Origin of the sequence: Pseudomonas fluorescens (genome assembly GCF_001708445.1) — a bacterium.
GTDB classification, from domain to species: Bacteria; Pseudomonadota; Gammaproteobacteria; order Pseudomonadales; family Pseudomonadaceae; genus Aquipseudomonas; species Aquipseudomonas gorinensis.
In genome coordinates, this window is sequence record NZ_CP015637.1 from 5,383,388 (window position 1) to 5,397,780 (window position 14,393).

The following is a 14,393-nucleotide window of genomic DNA, read 5'->3' on the forward strand; positions in this document are numbered from 1 at the left end:
CGCCCGAACACTCGCGGCGGTGTGAAGGGGTACTAGCTATGGATCGTCGTCTATTGTTGTTCTTCGCCTTGGCCGGTGTGTTCGTGGGCGGAGATGCTGTAGCCGCGACCGACCTTTCCCATGCCGATACATCGATTCAGGGCCTGCTCGACCTCGTTTTGCAACAGTCGCACCAGTGGTCAGGGAAGCTGTATGACTATGCCATCAGACTGCTCTGGCTGCTGGCCTCGATCCAGTTCATCTGGACGTTCATGCCTCTGGTCATGAAGCAAGCCGATTTCGGCGAGATTGTCGGCGAGCTGCTGCGCTTCGTGCTGGTGATCGGTTTCTTCCTTGCAGTCATGAAGTATTCGGTGGAATGGTCGACAGCCATTGTCGATAGCTTCCGCGATGCGGCGGCATCGGCGAGCGGCCTCGGGCGTGCATTAGAACCCGGCGATATGCTGGCAGTTGCGCTGGATTTTGGCCGCACCATGGTGGAGGGCATTTCAGTGTTTTCTCCAGCCAAGGGACTTCTGATCGCTGTATGCGCAATCCTTGTTTTGGCATGCTTCGCCTTCATCGCTGCATTCATGTTTGTCACGCTCGTAGAGTCTTACGTCATCATCAATGCTTCCGTACTGTTCTTCGGCTTTGGCGGTTCGCAATGGACGCGGGATTTTGCAATTGCGCCAATGCGCTTCACCGTTGCGATTGGCGCCAAGCTATTTGTACTAACCCTGATTGTCGGCCTGATCGTACAGTCGGCAAAGCAGTGGTTGGCCGCCTACACCAATGACGAAGCGTCATTGATGACGATGGTCGGTTTGGCCTTAGTGTGCTGTTACCTCACGAAGACAATTCCTGACCTGATCGGTGGCATGATTAGCGGGACGTCAATGGGCGGCGGCTCGGCCATTGGTGGGATGGCTGTGGCCGGTGCTGCCGGGGCGGCGGCTGCGGCGGCCACCATCGCCACAGCCGGGGCGGCGGCTCCTGCTGCTGCCCTCGGTGCTGCCGGTACTGGTAGCGCAGCCGGGGCCGGGGCGGCGGGTGTCGGTGGACTCGGCGGCGGCGGTCTGGCGGGGGCGATTAACTCCAGCTTTGCCGGTGCCAGCTCCGCAGGTGGTGCCGCGTCGTCTATGGGCTCAGCCGCGTCCTCCGGCGTGGGTGCCAGCACCGGCGGCGCAGCGGCCAAGGGTGCCAGTTCCGCAGGCGCGAAGGTCGGCGGCAGCTCTGCCAATCCTCCCGGGCAGGCGTCGGCCGCGCCGTCCTCTCCAAGCAGCGGCGTACAGCAGGTCGCCAAGCAGGCCGGAAAGGCCGCACAGGGGAACGACGACAAAGACCAGCAGAGGACACCAGAAGGGGGAGTTGCAATCTCCGGCAGCGCACTTTCCCAAGCGGCCGACGGTGGCGCAAAGATGATCGGCGTGATGGCCTCGATGGCAGTGCCAGGAATGGAGAATGCGCACGCCTTGTCTCTTGGTGCAGGATCTCCGCCACCAGTTTCCGACGATACCAACTCGACCACTCCAGCCAATGGAGCAGAATCGGCCACGGAAGCTTCACAAGCTGCGCCTAACGTCATCCGTCCGGCCTCGAACACTAACTCTGCTACCGGCCGCCTCGCCTCGCTCAAGGTGCCGGGAATGACCTCGAACGATCAACCGGAGAAATAATCATGATGGGCTTTCTGATGTTCGCTGGATTCGTAGTATTCGCCTTTACGTTCGCCATCGGCATGTGGGCACTCGGCCGGTGGCTACGAAGCAAAGGTTACGGGCCGCAGCTAGATGAGCTGGATCGGCAGTACACGGCGTTGCAGCTTCGAGTAAGCCCGCTGGCCTTGTCGGCTTCCTATCGCCTGTTTGCCGGGGCGCATACCCTGAATCGTTTACCTCTGCTGGGTAGCAAGAGTGGCGCCTATCTGAACCAGCAGGTATTGGCGGCCATTCAAGCTGCGAAAGAAACGGTGAAGCATGAGAAACTGTGACCGATAGCCAGTCCCACGCAACCCCGCCTTAGCGCGGGGCTGGCTTGCCAGACAGCAAGCCTCCTATCGTATACCCAGCTTGGGGCCCAAACACGCCTCCGCCCTGTACCGGGGCTGCGCGAGCCGCGGACAACGCTCAGCGTTGACACACCGTCCTTGCGGCTACTCGTGATATTTCATCACGGGGGCTATTCCCGGTTACGCCGGTCAAAAGCACCGGGGCTTCGCCATTAGTAATACGCACGGACTTGTCTCAGCCCATCGATCTCCGGCAAGTCGCCCCAACGATGCCCTTCGTGGAGAGCGGCAATCGGCCAGACGCGGACTAACTGAACACCTAACTAAATTCAGCCAAAAGCGCGATCCAGGGCTGCTGACTCGATGGAAGGTGGAAAGCGTCAGCCACTGATGGTTCTGTCACTATCGATAGATGATGCGCAGAATACAAAATAGTTTACGAAAGGCGGGGTTTATGATTTTATGGAGGAAGGCGTAAGTAGCCTCCCTGCTGCGATGGGAAATACGAAAAATCTAAGTGAACTTACCCACTTATTTAGCCACTGCAAGCAGCATGCTAATCGAGGCACGTCTCCGATTTGGCTAAAGGAGTGAGCAATGTTTCATCAACACGCAGCGCAATGTATCGATGACCTTAAGGGGCTTGCCCGGATATCCGTCATTGGAGAATACAGTTATTGCCAACGGCTGACCCATCTCAGCAAAGAGTTTGGTTTCAACAACTTTCATCACTTCCGCAAGGTCGTTGAGCATCTATCTGAAGACTTGATTGGCAATATATCTACGACGCTAATGCGCCGATATTGTGAGGTTGCTCAACCAAAGCCAGGCATTGCCTATTTCGAATTCCTATCCGTAAACAACGACACTCGCTTAAGGTTTTATAGTCAATGGGCTGGATGGGACGAATTCGGACAAGAGGTCAGAGTTCCTAGAACATTGAATGGTGAATCGGCCCCGCGCCTTCGCAAATCGCTAAATAAAACAGTGTATATAGTTGAAAATGATCGTCAGCTTATTGCATGGCGTCATCGCTGGCATGGACTGTGTTATATATCCGAAGAGCTCTGCAAAAACCATATGAAGGAAGCATTCGAGAGAAATAAGGCCATTGTAGAAGGTAAGCGCAACGAGGAATTCCCCTTGCTAGATGATTTCAGCGATAACTATGCAACTTGGTATCCCGTTATAGAGTAACTTCAGTTTGGAAAGGGCTCTCAGGAGCTCTTTCCATTCAATTGCCCCATTTTTCGTAGTCGTATTCGACTCGTTGGTTTTTGGCCGAATTCTGCCGGTGACCGGGCACCCAGTGCGCTGGTCAAACTTGATGCAAACAACTGGTTAAGTCGAATGCAAATGACTGGTCAGTGGCAATGCGAAGGCGTGGTCAACTTGATTTCCCGGCATCGGCACCCACTGGCCATCACGTAAGCTTCTGAGCAATTCTGCGGGCACGCTCGACGGACAATCGCTCTTCCTTTTGGTGCCAAACGGCCGTAGGCCGACTGGCAAGGCCTGACCGCGCCTAAGCGCGGGCTGCGCCGCGCAGGACTGAATATCCTGAAGATCCTGCTAACCCCGGGCGGGTGTGGCACGTTTCGGGCGGGTGTGACGCGCTACCGGGCGGGTGTGACACGCCATCGGGCGGGTATGGCACGCTTCAGCTGCTGCAAGCACTGCTTTTCTTGATGCGATCACCATCAAGTACAAGCCCAATTCCCCTTAGATCTTCAGCTTCCTCCTTGAGCCTTCGCCGCGCATTGCGCATGTCCTGACTTGAGGCTTGTCCGGCTACCGCCACGATAACGGTGTCTAGATACCAACCGCCTGTAGGCACTACTTTGTGGCTCAAAACGTGCCGAGCTACCGCTTGGCTTATGCCGTGCTGGAGGCGCGCAATGGGAGCTGGGTCGTAGTAGAGACTCAGATCATGCTCAAGGAGCATTACAAGCGCAATTCCGAGCCGCACCCGCCATAGGTTCCGGGCTCCTCCTGTCAGAGGATCGGGACGTGTCATGGGTGAAGGGATGACGTGGTCAATCAATCCGCCGATGATTGGAAAATCAAATTGCGGCGTTTCAATTGCGATCGTTGCGGCTCGCAGTTCGGCGAGCAGCTTTTCGATCTGTGTGAAGCTGTAGCGGCTATCGGAAAGTGTCTTTCTCACACGCGCGGGATCTACCAGAAGTTCTACGCCACCATCTGAGACAGACCGTCGACGTTCTGCGCAGTACAGAACAGCTTCCAGTATGTCCGCGTGCCTCTGTCCTAGTCTGCCCGTCACGCGGCAGCGCCCAAATGATGTTTCTGCCCAATTACCCTCCCGCAGTCGCGGGCGCTGGCTAGGCTGATAAAGCATCACTCTGGCCTGTGCGATAGAACTGGTGGGGACCACGGCGTTACCACCGCTCATCGTCACTTCCGTTTACGACTTGCAGCGGGCTACCTTTCTTCACTTCCGCCAACTCAACCGGCACAAGAACGCCGCCTTCCTGGCGCTGGTACCATTGGTCGAGCGGGGTGGCGTCGTAGTTCTGCTTGCTAACACCGAAACGAACAAAAAACTTGCGCCTATCGTTGCCAATGGCCTGTCGCTCATAGGTGCGATCACTCAGTCGCTTTGCCTCGTCCTCTGTCATCTTGGCCACGAAGCCGCACCAACGGGCGTTATCGATTAGAGCTGATGCGCCCCGCGCTGCCTGCTGCTGATCGACTTGACCCTCGCGAGCGCTGCCTTTACTGACATGATGAAGGTAAAGCACCGATGCTCCGGTGCTGGCCGCAACGTGCTCAAGCGTGGCGACAAGCCGAGACATGTCGCCGTTGCTGTTCTCGTCACGATCGTGAATCCGGCTAAGTGTATCCAGTACGATCAACCGGGCACCGATGCAGAACTCGGTGATACGGGCAAGATGCCGATCATCCATGACGTTTAGTCGTTTGCCCATGATCGACTCAAGGACGAGGTTCTGCGCGATGGCCTCGCGTGCCTGCTGATTTAAGTGCTGGCCTATGGCATGAATGCGGCGCACCAACGCGACTTCTGGATCTTCTCCGGCGAAATAGACCACTCGACCAGCGCATGAGGGGGCAAGCCCTACAAGATCACCGCCGGCAACGCTGCATGCGACAGCCATCGCCGCTTCCAACGCCCAGAAGCTCTTCCCTGTAGCTCCGGGAGCTACCAATGCTCCCACTGTGCCAGCGAGGAAGCCAGGCCATATGAAGTCCAGTGTGGGCGGTTCGTTCTCGAATGCTGCCCGTAAGTCAATCGCCACAACTCAAGCTCCCATTCCGGGACGCGTGGCCGGGCCGGATTGCCTGCACGTATCAATCCATGTCTCGACCTCTTCCAAATCCCAGACGACCTTCCGGCTGCTAACGGCAATGCGACGAGGGAATTTCCCCTGCTTTTCGAAGTTATAAATCGTCCGCTCACACAAGGGAATCATTGCCAGCAATTGCTTTTTGCTGATGAGCACTTTGCTCGACTTCCTCGATTCTTTTTCCACACCGAACTCCTCGTTTTGTCGCATTTGAGGTTCGATTATTGCCCCATATTTCCAGAGCATTCCACAGATATTTATGGATTTATTCCCTTTAAAATCAGTATCTTACTGTCCTGCAAACGTATAGTTTCGGGACAGAAAAACAACGCGATGTCGTTGTTCTTTCAGGAGTTTTTTTCGTCAAAGACGTCAGGAAAAATGTGTCCCACAAACGGGTAGTTTCCGGACAGAAAAAAAACCACGAATGTGGTTTTTTGATAGAGAAAACTAGATCAGCTCCCGATTACCCCATCACGCAAAACGCAATCAACTCTCTGAACGTGTTCTCTTACGCGTCCATTCGTCAATCATATCCGCCCAATCTTGCAACATCGCCCGACGCTGATCACGGTATTCAGCCTTGTTGTAAACGGCCCGAACGCCCTTCTGCTCGTGCGCAAGGCACTTCTCAATCCAGTCTGAGTTGTAACCCGCCTCATGCAGCAGCGTGCTTGCTGTGCGCCTCAAATCATGCGGGCCGAACTTGCTCAGCGGCTGCCCTTCTTTCTGCGCGAGCCGATAAGTCAGCGTCAGCACCTGATTGATCGTCGCGGTGCTCATTGGCAAATCTGAATCGTACCGGGAGGGAAAGACGTAATCTGAACCACCGGCAAACGTCTTCAACGCAATGAAGAAATCCAAAGCCTGCTGAGATAAGAACACTAAATGAGGGTTGCGGCGCTTCATCCGCTCTTTCGGAATGGTCCACAGAGCTTCGCTGAAATTGATCTCGTTCCAGGTAGCGTTGGTCAATTCGCTTTTGCGAACCATGGTCAGCAACAGCAGCTTAGCGGCGACTCTCACGGATGAGGCGGTGCCGATGCGGTCCAGGTACTGATACATCAACGCGATTTCGTCAGGCCCTAAAGCGCGGTCACGTGGCTCGAATTTAGCGATGCTTGCAGGACGTACCAAATCAGCCGGGTTCTCGACCTTCTGGCCACGCTCAATAGCCCATCGGAACACCTGCATCACAATCTCGCGGGAGTGCACGGCCGTCGCTGGAGCTCCACGCTCCACAATTGCATCAGTCAGCGTTCGCAGATCCTCATGATTGATTTCCACCAATTTTTGATTACCGAATTGCGGCTTGAGCTCGCGCTCGTAAACAGATCTGCGCATGTCCCGAGTTGAGTCAGCCATCTGATACCCACGCAGCCATTTCTCAGCCCATGCATCAAACGTCTCTGCCCCTTTGGTGCGCGCCTTGGCACGGGCTTTCTCTTTGGCAGGTGACTTACCCGCGGAAACCATCTTTTTAGCCTCTCCCAGGCGCTCTCTGGCTTCAGCAAGTGTGATGCCACCCACTCCATAGCGACCGAACGTGATGGTCTCCTGACGGCCGTTGATGGAGTAGTTGTAGCGAAATGAGATGGAACCGGCGGCAGTGACGGCCACGTACAGCCCGTCGCGGTCGTTCACCTTGTAGAGTTTTTCTTTCGGTTTGAGGTTACGCAGCTTGGTATCGGTCAACATGGCAGTTATGGATTCCATGGAAAAAATACCATGCTCAGAAAAGCACTCATGCACCACGGCGAAACCCAATGAAACCGGGCTGATGATGAGATTTGATACCATGCCCTTCCCTACGAGGGCGACATGGTATCGAGCACCGAACATGGCATTTAGCTCAGTCAATGCCCCGTACGATGCCACATAAACACGGTGCTTGGCGATGCACAAAGCTGCCAGAATTTGCCAGACCCAAAAAACCAAAAGCCCGCAATTACGCGGGCCTCAGGCTATTTCTTGCTAGCTCGTTCCGGACGATGCCGGACGCGGGATCATTCCCACTCAATCGTCGCCGGCGGCTTGCTCGACACGTCATACGTCACGCGCGAGATGCCTTCGATCTCATTGATGATACGGCCGCTGACAGTTTCCAGCAGTTCATACGGCAGGTGTGCCCAACGGGCGGTCATGAAGTCGATGGTTTCCACGGCACGCAGGGCCACGACCCATGCGTAACGACGGCCGTCGCCGACCACGCCAACCGATTTCACCGGCTGGAACACCACGAATGCCTGGCTGACCTTGTGGTACCAGTCGGCCTTGCGCAGTTCTTCGATGAAGATGTGGTCGGCGCGACGCAGCAGGTCGGCGTATTCCTTCTTCACTTCACCGAGGATCCGCACGCCCAGGCCCGGGCCTGGGAATGGGTGGCGGTAGACCATGTCGTACGGCAGGCCCAGTTCCAGGCCGAGGCGGCGGACTTCGTCCTTGAACAGTTCACGCAGCGGTTCTACCAGCTTGAGGTTCATTTCCTCAGGCAGGCCACCCACGTTGTGGTGGGACTTGATCACGTGGGCCTTGCCGCTCTTGGCGCCGGCCGATTCGATCACGTCGGGGTAGATGGTGCCCTGGGCGAGGTACTTGATGTTGTCCAGTTTGTTGGACTGGGCATCGAATACGTCGATGAAGGTGCGACCGATGATCTTGCGCTTCTTCTCCGGGTCGGACTCGCCGGCCAGGTTGTTCAAGAATTGATCTTCAGCGTTGGCGCGGATCACCTTGACGCCCATGTTCTCCGCGAACATGGCCATCACTTGCTCACCTTCGTGCAGGCGCAGCAGGCCGTTGTCGACAAACACGCAGGTCAGTTGGTCACCGATGGCCTTGTGCAGCAGCGCGGCAACCACGGAAGAGTCAACGCCGCCGGACAAGCCCAGCAGGACGTTGTCGGTGCCGACCTGGGCGCGCACCTGGGCGATGGCGTCTTCAGCGATTTTCGACGGTGTCCACAGGGCTTCACACTCGCAGATGTCGAGGATGAAGCGCGACAGGATGCGGCCGCCTTGCTTGGTGTGGGTCACTTCCGGGTGGAACTGCACGCCGTAGTAACGACGCTCGTCACTGAACATGCCAGCGATCGGGCAACTTGGGGTGCTCGCCAGGATGTGGAAGTCCTGCGGCATCTTGGTGACCTTGTCACCGTGGCTCATCCATACGTCGAGGCCGAACAGGCCGTCGGCGTCGATGTGGTCTTCAATGCCGTCCAGCAGTCGGCTCTTGCCGACCACGTCGACACGGGCGTAACCGAACTCACGCAACTCGGAACCTTCAACCTTGCCACCCAGTTGCTCGGCCATGGTCTGCATGCCATAGCAGATACCGAACACGGGCACGCCCAGGTCGAATACGGCTTGTGGGCAGCGCGGGCTGTTGGCTTCGTGCACGGACTCGGGGCCACCGGCGAGGATGACGCCTTTCGGTGCGAATTCGCGAATCGCTTCGTCATCCATGTCGAACGGATGCAGCTCACAGTACACACCGATTTCACGCACGCGGCGGGCGATCAGTTGGGTGTACTGGGAACCGAAATCGAGGATCAGGATACGGTGGGCGTGAATGTCGAGGGCCATGAGATCAGTCTCGTCTAATGAATCAGAAACAACTCGGGGCTGAATAAGACAGCCCCGGTTACTTAACTATTTGCTGGAAGCATCAACCTACGCGGTAGTTTGGCGCTTCCTTGGTGATCTGCACGTCGTGGACGTGGGATTCGGCCATGCCGGCACCGGTGATCCGCACGAACTCAGGCTTGGTGCGCATTTCTTCGATGTTGGCGCTACCGGTGTAGCCCATCGAGGAGCGCAGGCCGCCCATCAGTTGATGGATGATGGCGCTCAGGGTGCCCTTGTAGGGAACACGGCCTTCGATGCCTTCCGGTACAAGCTTCTCGGCGCCTGCCGAGGAATCCTGGAAGTAACGATCGGAAGAACCTTGCGCCTGGGACATGGCGCCCAGCGAACCCATGCCACGGTAAGCCTTGTACGAACGGCCCTGGAACAGTTCGATCTCACCTGGCGCTTCTTCGGTACCGGCGAACATCGAGCCCATCATCACGCAGGAAGCACCGGCAACGATGGCCTTGGACAGGTCACCGGAGAAACGGATGCCGCCGTCGGCGATCAATGGAACGCCAGTACCTTCAAGGGCTGCAGCGACGTTGGCGATGGCGCTGATTTGCGGCACGCCCACACCGGCGACGATACGCGTGGTGCAGATCGAGCCAGGGCCGATACCGACCTTGACGGCATCCGCGCCCGCTTCGGCCAGGGCCTTGGCGGCAGCGCCGGTGGCGATGTTGCCGCCGATCACCTGCACTTCAGGGAAGTTCTGCTTGACCCAACGAACGCGGTCGATCACGCCTTTGGAGTGACCGTGGGCAGTGTCGACCACCACCACGTCAACACCGGCCGCAACCAGGGCCGCTACACGGTCGCCGGTGTCTTTACCGGTACCGACCGCAGCGCCAACGCGCAGGCGACCTTGGTCGTCCTTGCTGGCCAGCGGGTAAGCCTTGGCTTTTTCGATGTCGTTGACGGTCATCATGCCTTTGAGGGCGAATTTGTCGTCGACAATCAGCACGCGCTCGATGCGGTGCTTGTGCAGCAGTTCGCGCACATCGTTCTTGTCGGCGCCTTCCTTGACCGTGACCAGACGCTCTTTGGGCGTCATCACTTCGCGGACGGTGACTTCAAGACGGTTCTCGAAACGCACGTCACGGGAGGTGACGATGCCGACCAGGTCGCCATCATGCAGCACCGGAACGCCGGAGATGTTGTGCAGGCGGGTCAGGTCGAACAGGTCGCGCACGGTGGCGTCGGCTTCGATGGTGATTGGATCTTTCACCACACCGGCTTCGTAACGCTTGACCTTGCGCACTTCGGCAGCTTGCTGCTCGATGGTCATGTTCTTGTGGATGATGCCGATGCCGCCTTCCTGAGCCATGGCAATGGCCAGACGGGCTTCGGTGACGGTGTCCATGGCAGCGGAAACCAGGGGAATATTCAGCTCGATGCCACGGGTTAGGCGGGTCTTGAGACTGACTTCGTTAGGAAGTACCTCGGAATAACCGGGCACTAGGAGAATGTCGTCGAATGTCAGAGCTTCTTGGCTGATACGCAGCATCGCGGGGGCTCCCGAGCGGGAAAATGGAAGCGCGCCATTATACTCAGACACCCCCCAGGTCTCAATGTAAAACTCTGACATATTTGGGAATAGTGATAGAAGGGCTACAACTCGACTTTGACCCAACTCATCTTCTGATCCAACCAGTCGGCGAACTCATCAATAAAGCTCTGCTTGAACCCCGCCTCCGCCCAGTTGTTGAAGATGAACCCGAGGTTGGAAAACCCACATTCCTGGAGGAATAAAAAGCCATTGATGTCATCTTCATGCCCACACAACGGACAGGTGAAGTTGTCGGTGTGGCCAGGCATCCAGTCTTCCAGGCTTTCGAAGAGCGCCTCGCCGACTTCCTTGAGGCATTCCGGGCAGCCGGCCTCTTCGAGAAACCCCTTGGCGGGGGTATAGATGCAGCGCTTATAGATGATTTCCAACCCATTGACCGGCTCGTTGAACGGCAGCGCCTCGGGATGCAACACCACCGCGCGGGCGCCGTCGGCCAAGGCATAGGCCATGCGGTTGCCGGTGCGCCCGCAAGTGGTCAGCTCTTCCTTGACGATGTTCTTGCGCACCAGCCAGCGCACGATCGCCCGTGCGCGCGGTTCGTGGACCGGCAAGGTGGAGATTTTCGGGACAAGGATGCTTTGGGAGTTCATGAGAGTCCTGCGGTGTGGCTTCTGGCCTCATCGCGGGCAAGCCCGGCTCCCACATTGGAATGCACTCAACTGTGGGAGCCGGGCTTGCCCGCGATGACGCCCGGGAGGACGGCAGCTTAATCCCTGAAGAAATCAGGTCAAGTACTCAAATACCGTCCGATCAAAGCAATCCCACTGGCCAGCACCAGCCAGGTCACCAACCGCACAAACGCCTCGCGCGACATACGCATCGTCAGCCGACGCCCGCACCACAGCCCCAGGACCATCGCCGGCAGCAGGCACAACGCCAACATCAACAGCGGCAAGTCGGCGTACACCCCAGCAATCAGGAACAGGCTCAGGCGCACCACCGTGCTGCAACTGATCAGCGCACTCTGAGTGGCACGGGCCGCGTCCTTGGGTAAACGACTGTTCAGGTAGATCGCATATAAAAAGCCGCCACTGCCGAACAGCGCGCCAAACAGACCGCCGACCGTGCCCATGGGTATCGACCACCCTGCCGCCAGCTGCGCCGGCCGGGCTTTCACCGCCAGGCTGTAGATCGCGTAGGCGCTGATAAACAGCCCCATCAACAGCAACAACAGATCGGAATGCAGGTTGAGCAGAAACACCACGCCCAGGGTGCAGCCAATCGCCATGCACGGCAGCAGTCGCAATAACTCCGGCTTGTTCACCTCACGTCGCGATTGCAGAAGGTTGCCGAACGCCGCGACAAAATCCAGTAGCACCAGCAACGGAATGATCTTCGACAGTGGCATAAACACAATCAGGATCGGCCCCGCCACCAGTGCCGTACCGAAGCCGGCAATGCCAAACACGATATAGGCCACCGCAGTACCCAGGCCAATCACCAGCCAATCAACGCCGCCAAACGACCACTGACTCATCAGCTCAATCGGGCCCATGGGTTATTCCTTGAAAGAGATGGCTATCACTTTAGCCATCCGCGAGGGTTGCGACTAATATCTTCAAAGCCACTCACCCATCTCGAAAAGGCATGACATGTGATTTCCACTCGCCAACTGCGCTACTTCGTCGAGATCGCCGACAGCGGCAGCTTCAGCGCCGCCGCCGAGCGCCTGTTCATCGCGCAATCGGCCCTGAGCAGGCAGATCAAGGCACTGGAAACCCAGCTGCAAACCCCACTGTTCGAACGCACTGCGCGCCAGCCCAAGCTGACGGCCGCAGGCGAAGCCTTTTACCCACGGGCACGCAACCTGCTGGGCGAACTGCACAAGGCCAGTAACCTGGCGACCCAGGTCGGTAACGGCCAGCTCGGCACCCTGCGCCTGAGCCATTCGAGCACCGTGCCGATGAACGGTGCGCTGTTGCAAAGCCTCAGCACCTGGCTGGAACGCTGCCCTGGCGTGTCGATGGATATCGCCAAACTGTCCTCAGAAGCGCAGCTGGAGGACATCGCCGACGGTCGCCTGGACGTCGGCCTGTTGCGCTTGCCGGTGTTGCGCCAACGTGAAGGGGTGCGCGTCGTGCCTTTATATACCGAGCGATTGCTCCTGGCGGTACCGCCGAATCACCCATTGGCGCGCAATGACAAGGCCGTCGACCTGGCCCAGCTCAAGGATGAGGCGTTTATCTCGATCCCCCACCCCCAGCGCGGCGGCCTGAGTTATCTCTCCGCCGAGCTGTGCATGCGCGCCGGATTTTTCCCCAAGGCCGCGCGGGTGATGTCGCGCAAAACCACGCAGTTGCAGTTGATCCAGGCCGGCTTCGGGATTGCCCTGCTACCAGAGTCCATGCAAGACATCGCCCCGGCCAGTCTGCACTTTTTACCCCTGGCCGACCCGGACTGCCTGAGTACCGTGGCGCTGGCCTGCCCCCAGGCGCCGAGCGCGCTGGTGGAGCAATTCTGTCAAACCTTGCACGAATGCCTATAAACTGCCGCCCATGATTAAAGATCCCTTTGCCCGTCTGGGCCTGGACCGCGAAGTCCTGACTGTCAGCCAACTCAACGGCCGCGCGCGGGTGTTGCTGGAAGACGTGTTCACCAATATCTGGGTCGAAGGCGAAATCTCCAACCTCGCCCGTCCGGCCTCCGGCCATGTGTATTTCACCCTCAAGGACAGCGGCGCCCAGGTGCGTTGCGCATTGTTTCGCAACAATGCCGCACGGGTGCGCCAGGCGTTGAAAGACGGCTTGGCGGTCAAGGTGCGCGGCAAGGTCTCGTTGTTCGAGGGCCGTGGCGATTACCAGTTGATCCTCGACACGGTGGAGCCGGCGGGTGACGGCGCGCTGCGCCTGGCCTTCGATGCCTTGAAGGAGAAACTCAGCGCCGAAGGTCTGTTCAGTGCCGAGCGCAAGGTGCCGCTGCCGGCCCATCCACGGCGCATCGGCATTATCAGCTCGCCCACCGGCGCGGTGATCCGCGACATCATCAGCGTGTTCCGCCGCCGTGCACCGCAGGTGCAATTGACGCTGATCCCCACGGCCGTGCAGGGCCGTGAAGCCATCCCGCAAATTGTGCGGGCATTGAAGCTGGCTGACGCGCGCGGTTTCGACGCGTTGATCCTGGCCCGCGGAGGGGGTTCGCTGGAAGACCTCTGGTGCTTCAACGAAGAGGCCGTGGCGCGGGCGGTTGATGCCTGCGTGACGCCGATCGTCAGCGCCGTCGGCCACGAGACCGACGTCTCCATCAGTGATTTCGTGGCTGACGTCCGCGCGCCCACGCCTTCCGCCGCAGCCGAATTGCTCGCGCCTGACGCCAGCAACCTGGTCCGCCAGGTCGAAAGCCTGCATCGTCGGCTGGTGATGCTGATGCGCAACCGGCTGACCCACGATCGCCTGCGCCTGGAAGGCATGGCCCGTCGCCTGCGCCACCCCGGCGAGCGTCTACGCCAGCAGGCACAGCGCCTGGATGACCTGGACATGCGCCTGCGCCGCGCCTTCGAACGCAGCCTCAATACCCGTCGCGAACGTTTGATCCGCCTGGAAACCCGTCTCGCCGGCCAACACCCTGGCCGCCAATTGGCCCTGCTGCGCCAGCGCCTGGACAGCCTCGCCGAACGCCTGCCCCGCGCCATGCGCGAGGGGCTCAAGGCGCGCCGCCTGCAACTGCAAAGCCAGGTGCAGACGCTGCATGTGGTCAGCCCCCTGGCGACCCTGGGCCGTGGCTACAGCATCCTGCTGGACGAGCGCGGCCAGGCCATCCGCAACGCGGCACAAACCCAAACAGGCCAGCGCCTGACCGCACGCCTCGGTGAAGGCCAATTGCAAGTGCGGGTGGAAGACAACCACCTGACGCCCGTTACCCTTTCGCTTCTGGATTGATCG

13 protein-coding genes are annotated in these 14,393 nt (G+C 58.5%); 5 read left to right on the plus strand and 8 right to left on the minus strand.

Annotated elements, in window-relative coordinates; all coding sequences use genetic code 11:
- Nucleotides 1–38: 38 nt before the first annotated feature.
- From trbL to A7317_RS23940, 3 genes are all read left to right on the plus strand, one after another.
- Nucleotides 39–1,658 carry a P-type conjugative transfer protein TrbL gene (gene trbL, locus A7317_RS23930; protein WP_069076960.1) on the plus strand — a complete coding sequence of 540 codons (1,620 nt, stop codon included), beginning with the start codon at nt 39–41 and terminating at the stop codon, nt 1,656–1,658.
- A 2-nt stretch (nt 1,659–1,660) separates the two neighbouring features.
- Nucleotides 1,661–1,972, plus strand: a complete 312-nt coding sequence (locus A7317_RS23935) for a hypothetical protein (RefSeq protein WP_069076961.1) — start codon at nt 1,661–1,663, stop codon at nt 1,970–1,972.
- Between the two features lie 615 nt (nt 1,973–2,587).
- The gene (locus tag A7317_RS23940) at nt 2,588–3,187 is read left to right on the plus strand and encodes a hypothetical protein (protein WP_069076962.1); all 600 of its coding nucleotides are present in this window, start codon (nt 2,588–2,590) and stop codon (nt 3,185–3,187) included.
- Between the two features lie 463 nt (nt 3,188–3,650).
- On the opposite strand, the gene A7317_RS23945 is transcribed toward A7317_RS23940, so the two are convergent.
- The 8 genes from A7317_RS23945 to A7317_RS23980 form a co-directional block, all read right to left on the minus strand.
- Nucleotides 3,651–4,157 (minus strand): hypothetical protein, encoded by a 507-nt coding sequence (locus A7317_RS23945; RefSeq protein ID WP_237141779.1) that lies wholly within the window; start codon nt 4,155–4,157, stop codon nt 3,651–3,653.
- A gap of 232 nt (nt 4,158–4,389) precedes the next feature.
- The gene (locus tag A7317_RS23950; protein ID WP_069076964.1) at nt 4,390–5,268 is read right to left on the minus strand and encodes a helicase RepA family protein; all 879 of its coding nucleotides are present in this window, start codon (nt 5,266–5,268) and stop codon (nt 4,390–4,392) included.
- 3 nt (nt 5,269–5,271) lie between these two features.
- Nucleotides 5,272–5,502, minus strand: a complete 231-nt coding sequence (locus A7317_RS23955; protein WP_024777066.1) for a helix-turn-helix transcriptional regulator — start codon at nt 5,500–5,502, stop codon at nt 5,272–5,274.
- Nucleotides 5,503–5,805: 303 nt separating this feature from the next.
- The gene (locus A7317_RS23960; protein WP_069077454.1) at nt 5,806–7,014 is read right to left on the minus strand and encodes a tyrosine-type recombinase/integrase; all 1,209 of its coding nucleotides are present in this window, start codon (nt 7,012–7,014) and stop codon (nt 5,806–5,808) included.
- A 308-nt stretch (nt 7,015–7,322) separates the two neighbouring features.
- Complete coding sequence (gene guaA, locus A7317_RS23965) at nt 7,323–8,900, minus strand: glutamine-hydrolyzing GMP synthase (RefSeq protein ID WP_024077274.1); 1,578 nt, start codon at nt 8,898–8,900, stop codon at nt 7,323–7,325.
- Between the two features lie 82 nt (nt 8,901–8,982).
- Nucleotides 8,983–10,452 carry an IMP dehydrogenase gene (gene guaB / locus A7317_RS23970; protein ID WP_017530001.1) on the minus strand — a complete coding sequence of 490 codons (1,470 nt, stop codon included), beginning with the start codon at nt 10,450–10,452 and terminating at the stop codon, nt 8,983–8,985.
- Between the two features lie 104 nt (nt 10,453–10,556).
- Nucleotides 10,557–11,105 (minus strand): hypothetical protein, encoded by a 549-nt coding sequence (locus tag A7317_RS23975; RefSeq protein ID WP_024077275.1) that lies wholly within the window; start codon nt 11,103–11,105, stop codon nt 10,557–10,559.
- Nucleotides 11,106–11,242: 137 nt separating this feature from the next.
- Entirely contained in the window at nt 11,243–12,010 is a 768-nt protein-coding gene (locus tag A7317_RS23980) for a sulfite exporter TauE/SafE family protein (protein ID WP_024077276.1), read from the minus strand.
- A 99-nt stretch (nt 12,011–12,109) separates the two neighbouring features.
- Between A7317_RS23980 and A7317_RS23985 the strand changes: the two genes are divergently transcribed.
- Both A7317_RS23985 and xseA read left to right on the plus strand, forming a co-directional pair.
- Nucleotides 12,110–13,000 (plus strand): LysR family transcriptional regulator, encoded by an 891-nt coding sequence (locus A7317_RS23985; protein WP_069076965.1) that lies wholly within the window; start codon nt 12,110–12,112, stop codon nt 12,998–13,000.
- Nucleotides 13,001–13,010: 10 nt separating this feature from the next.
- Nucleotides 13,011–14,390 (plus strand): exodeoxyribonuclease VII large subunit, encoded by a 1,380-nt coding sequence (gene xseA, locus A7317_RS23990; protein WP_069076966.1) that lies wholly within the window; start codon nt 13,011–13,013, stop codon nt 14,388–14,390.
- The last annotated feature ends 3 nt before the right edge of the window (nt 14,391–14,393 follow it).

What these genes read in the sequence shown, in the direction of transcription:
- A7317_RS23975 (WP_024077275.1), bottom strand. Translation starts at nt 11,105, where the DNA reads ATGAACTCCCAAAGCATCCTTGTCCCGAAAATCTCCACCTTGCCGGTC.
- A7317_RS23940 (WP_069076962.1), top strand. Translation starts at nt 2,588, where the DNA reads ATGTTTCATCAACACGCAGCGCAATGTATCGATGACCTTAAGGGGCTT.
- A7317_RS23960 (WP_069077454.1), bottom strand. Translation starts at nt 7,014, where the DNA reads ATGTTGACCGATACCAAGCTGCGTAACCTCAAACCGAAAGAAAAACTC.
- A7317_RS23980 (WP_024077276.1), bottom strand. Translation starts at nt 12,010, where the DNA reads ATGGGCCCGATTGAGCTGATGAGTCAGTGGTCGTTTGGCGGCGTTGAT.
- trbL (WP_069076960.1), top strand. Translation starts at nt 39, where the DNA reads ATGGATCGTCGTCTATTGTTGTTCTTCGCCTTGGCCGGTGTGTTCGTG.
- guaB (WP_017530001.1), bottom strand. Translation starts at nt 10,452, where the DNA reads ATGCTGCGTATCAGCCAAGAAGCTCTGACATTCGACGACATTCTCCTA.
- xseA (WP_069076966.1), top strand. Translation starts at nt 13,011, where the DNA reads ATGATTAAAGATCCCTTTGCCCGTCTGGGCCTGGACCGCGAAGTCCTG.
- A7317_RS23935 (WP_069076961.1), top strand. Translation starts at nt 1,661, where the DNA reads ATGATGGGCTTTCTGATGTTCGCTGGATTCGTAGTATTCGCCTTTACG.
- guaA (WP_024077274.1), bottom strand. Translation starts at nt 8,900, where the DNA reads ATGGCCCTCGACATTCACGCCCACCGTATCCTGATCCTCGATTTCGGT.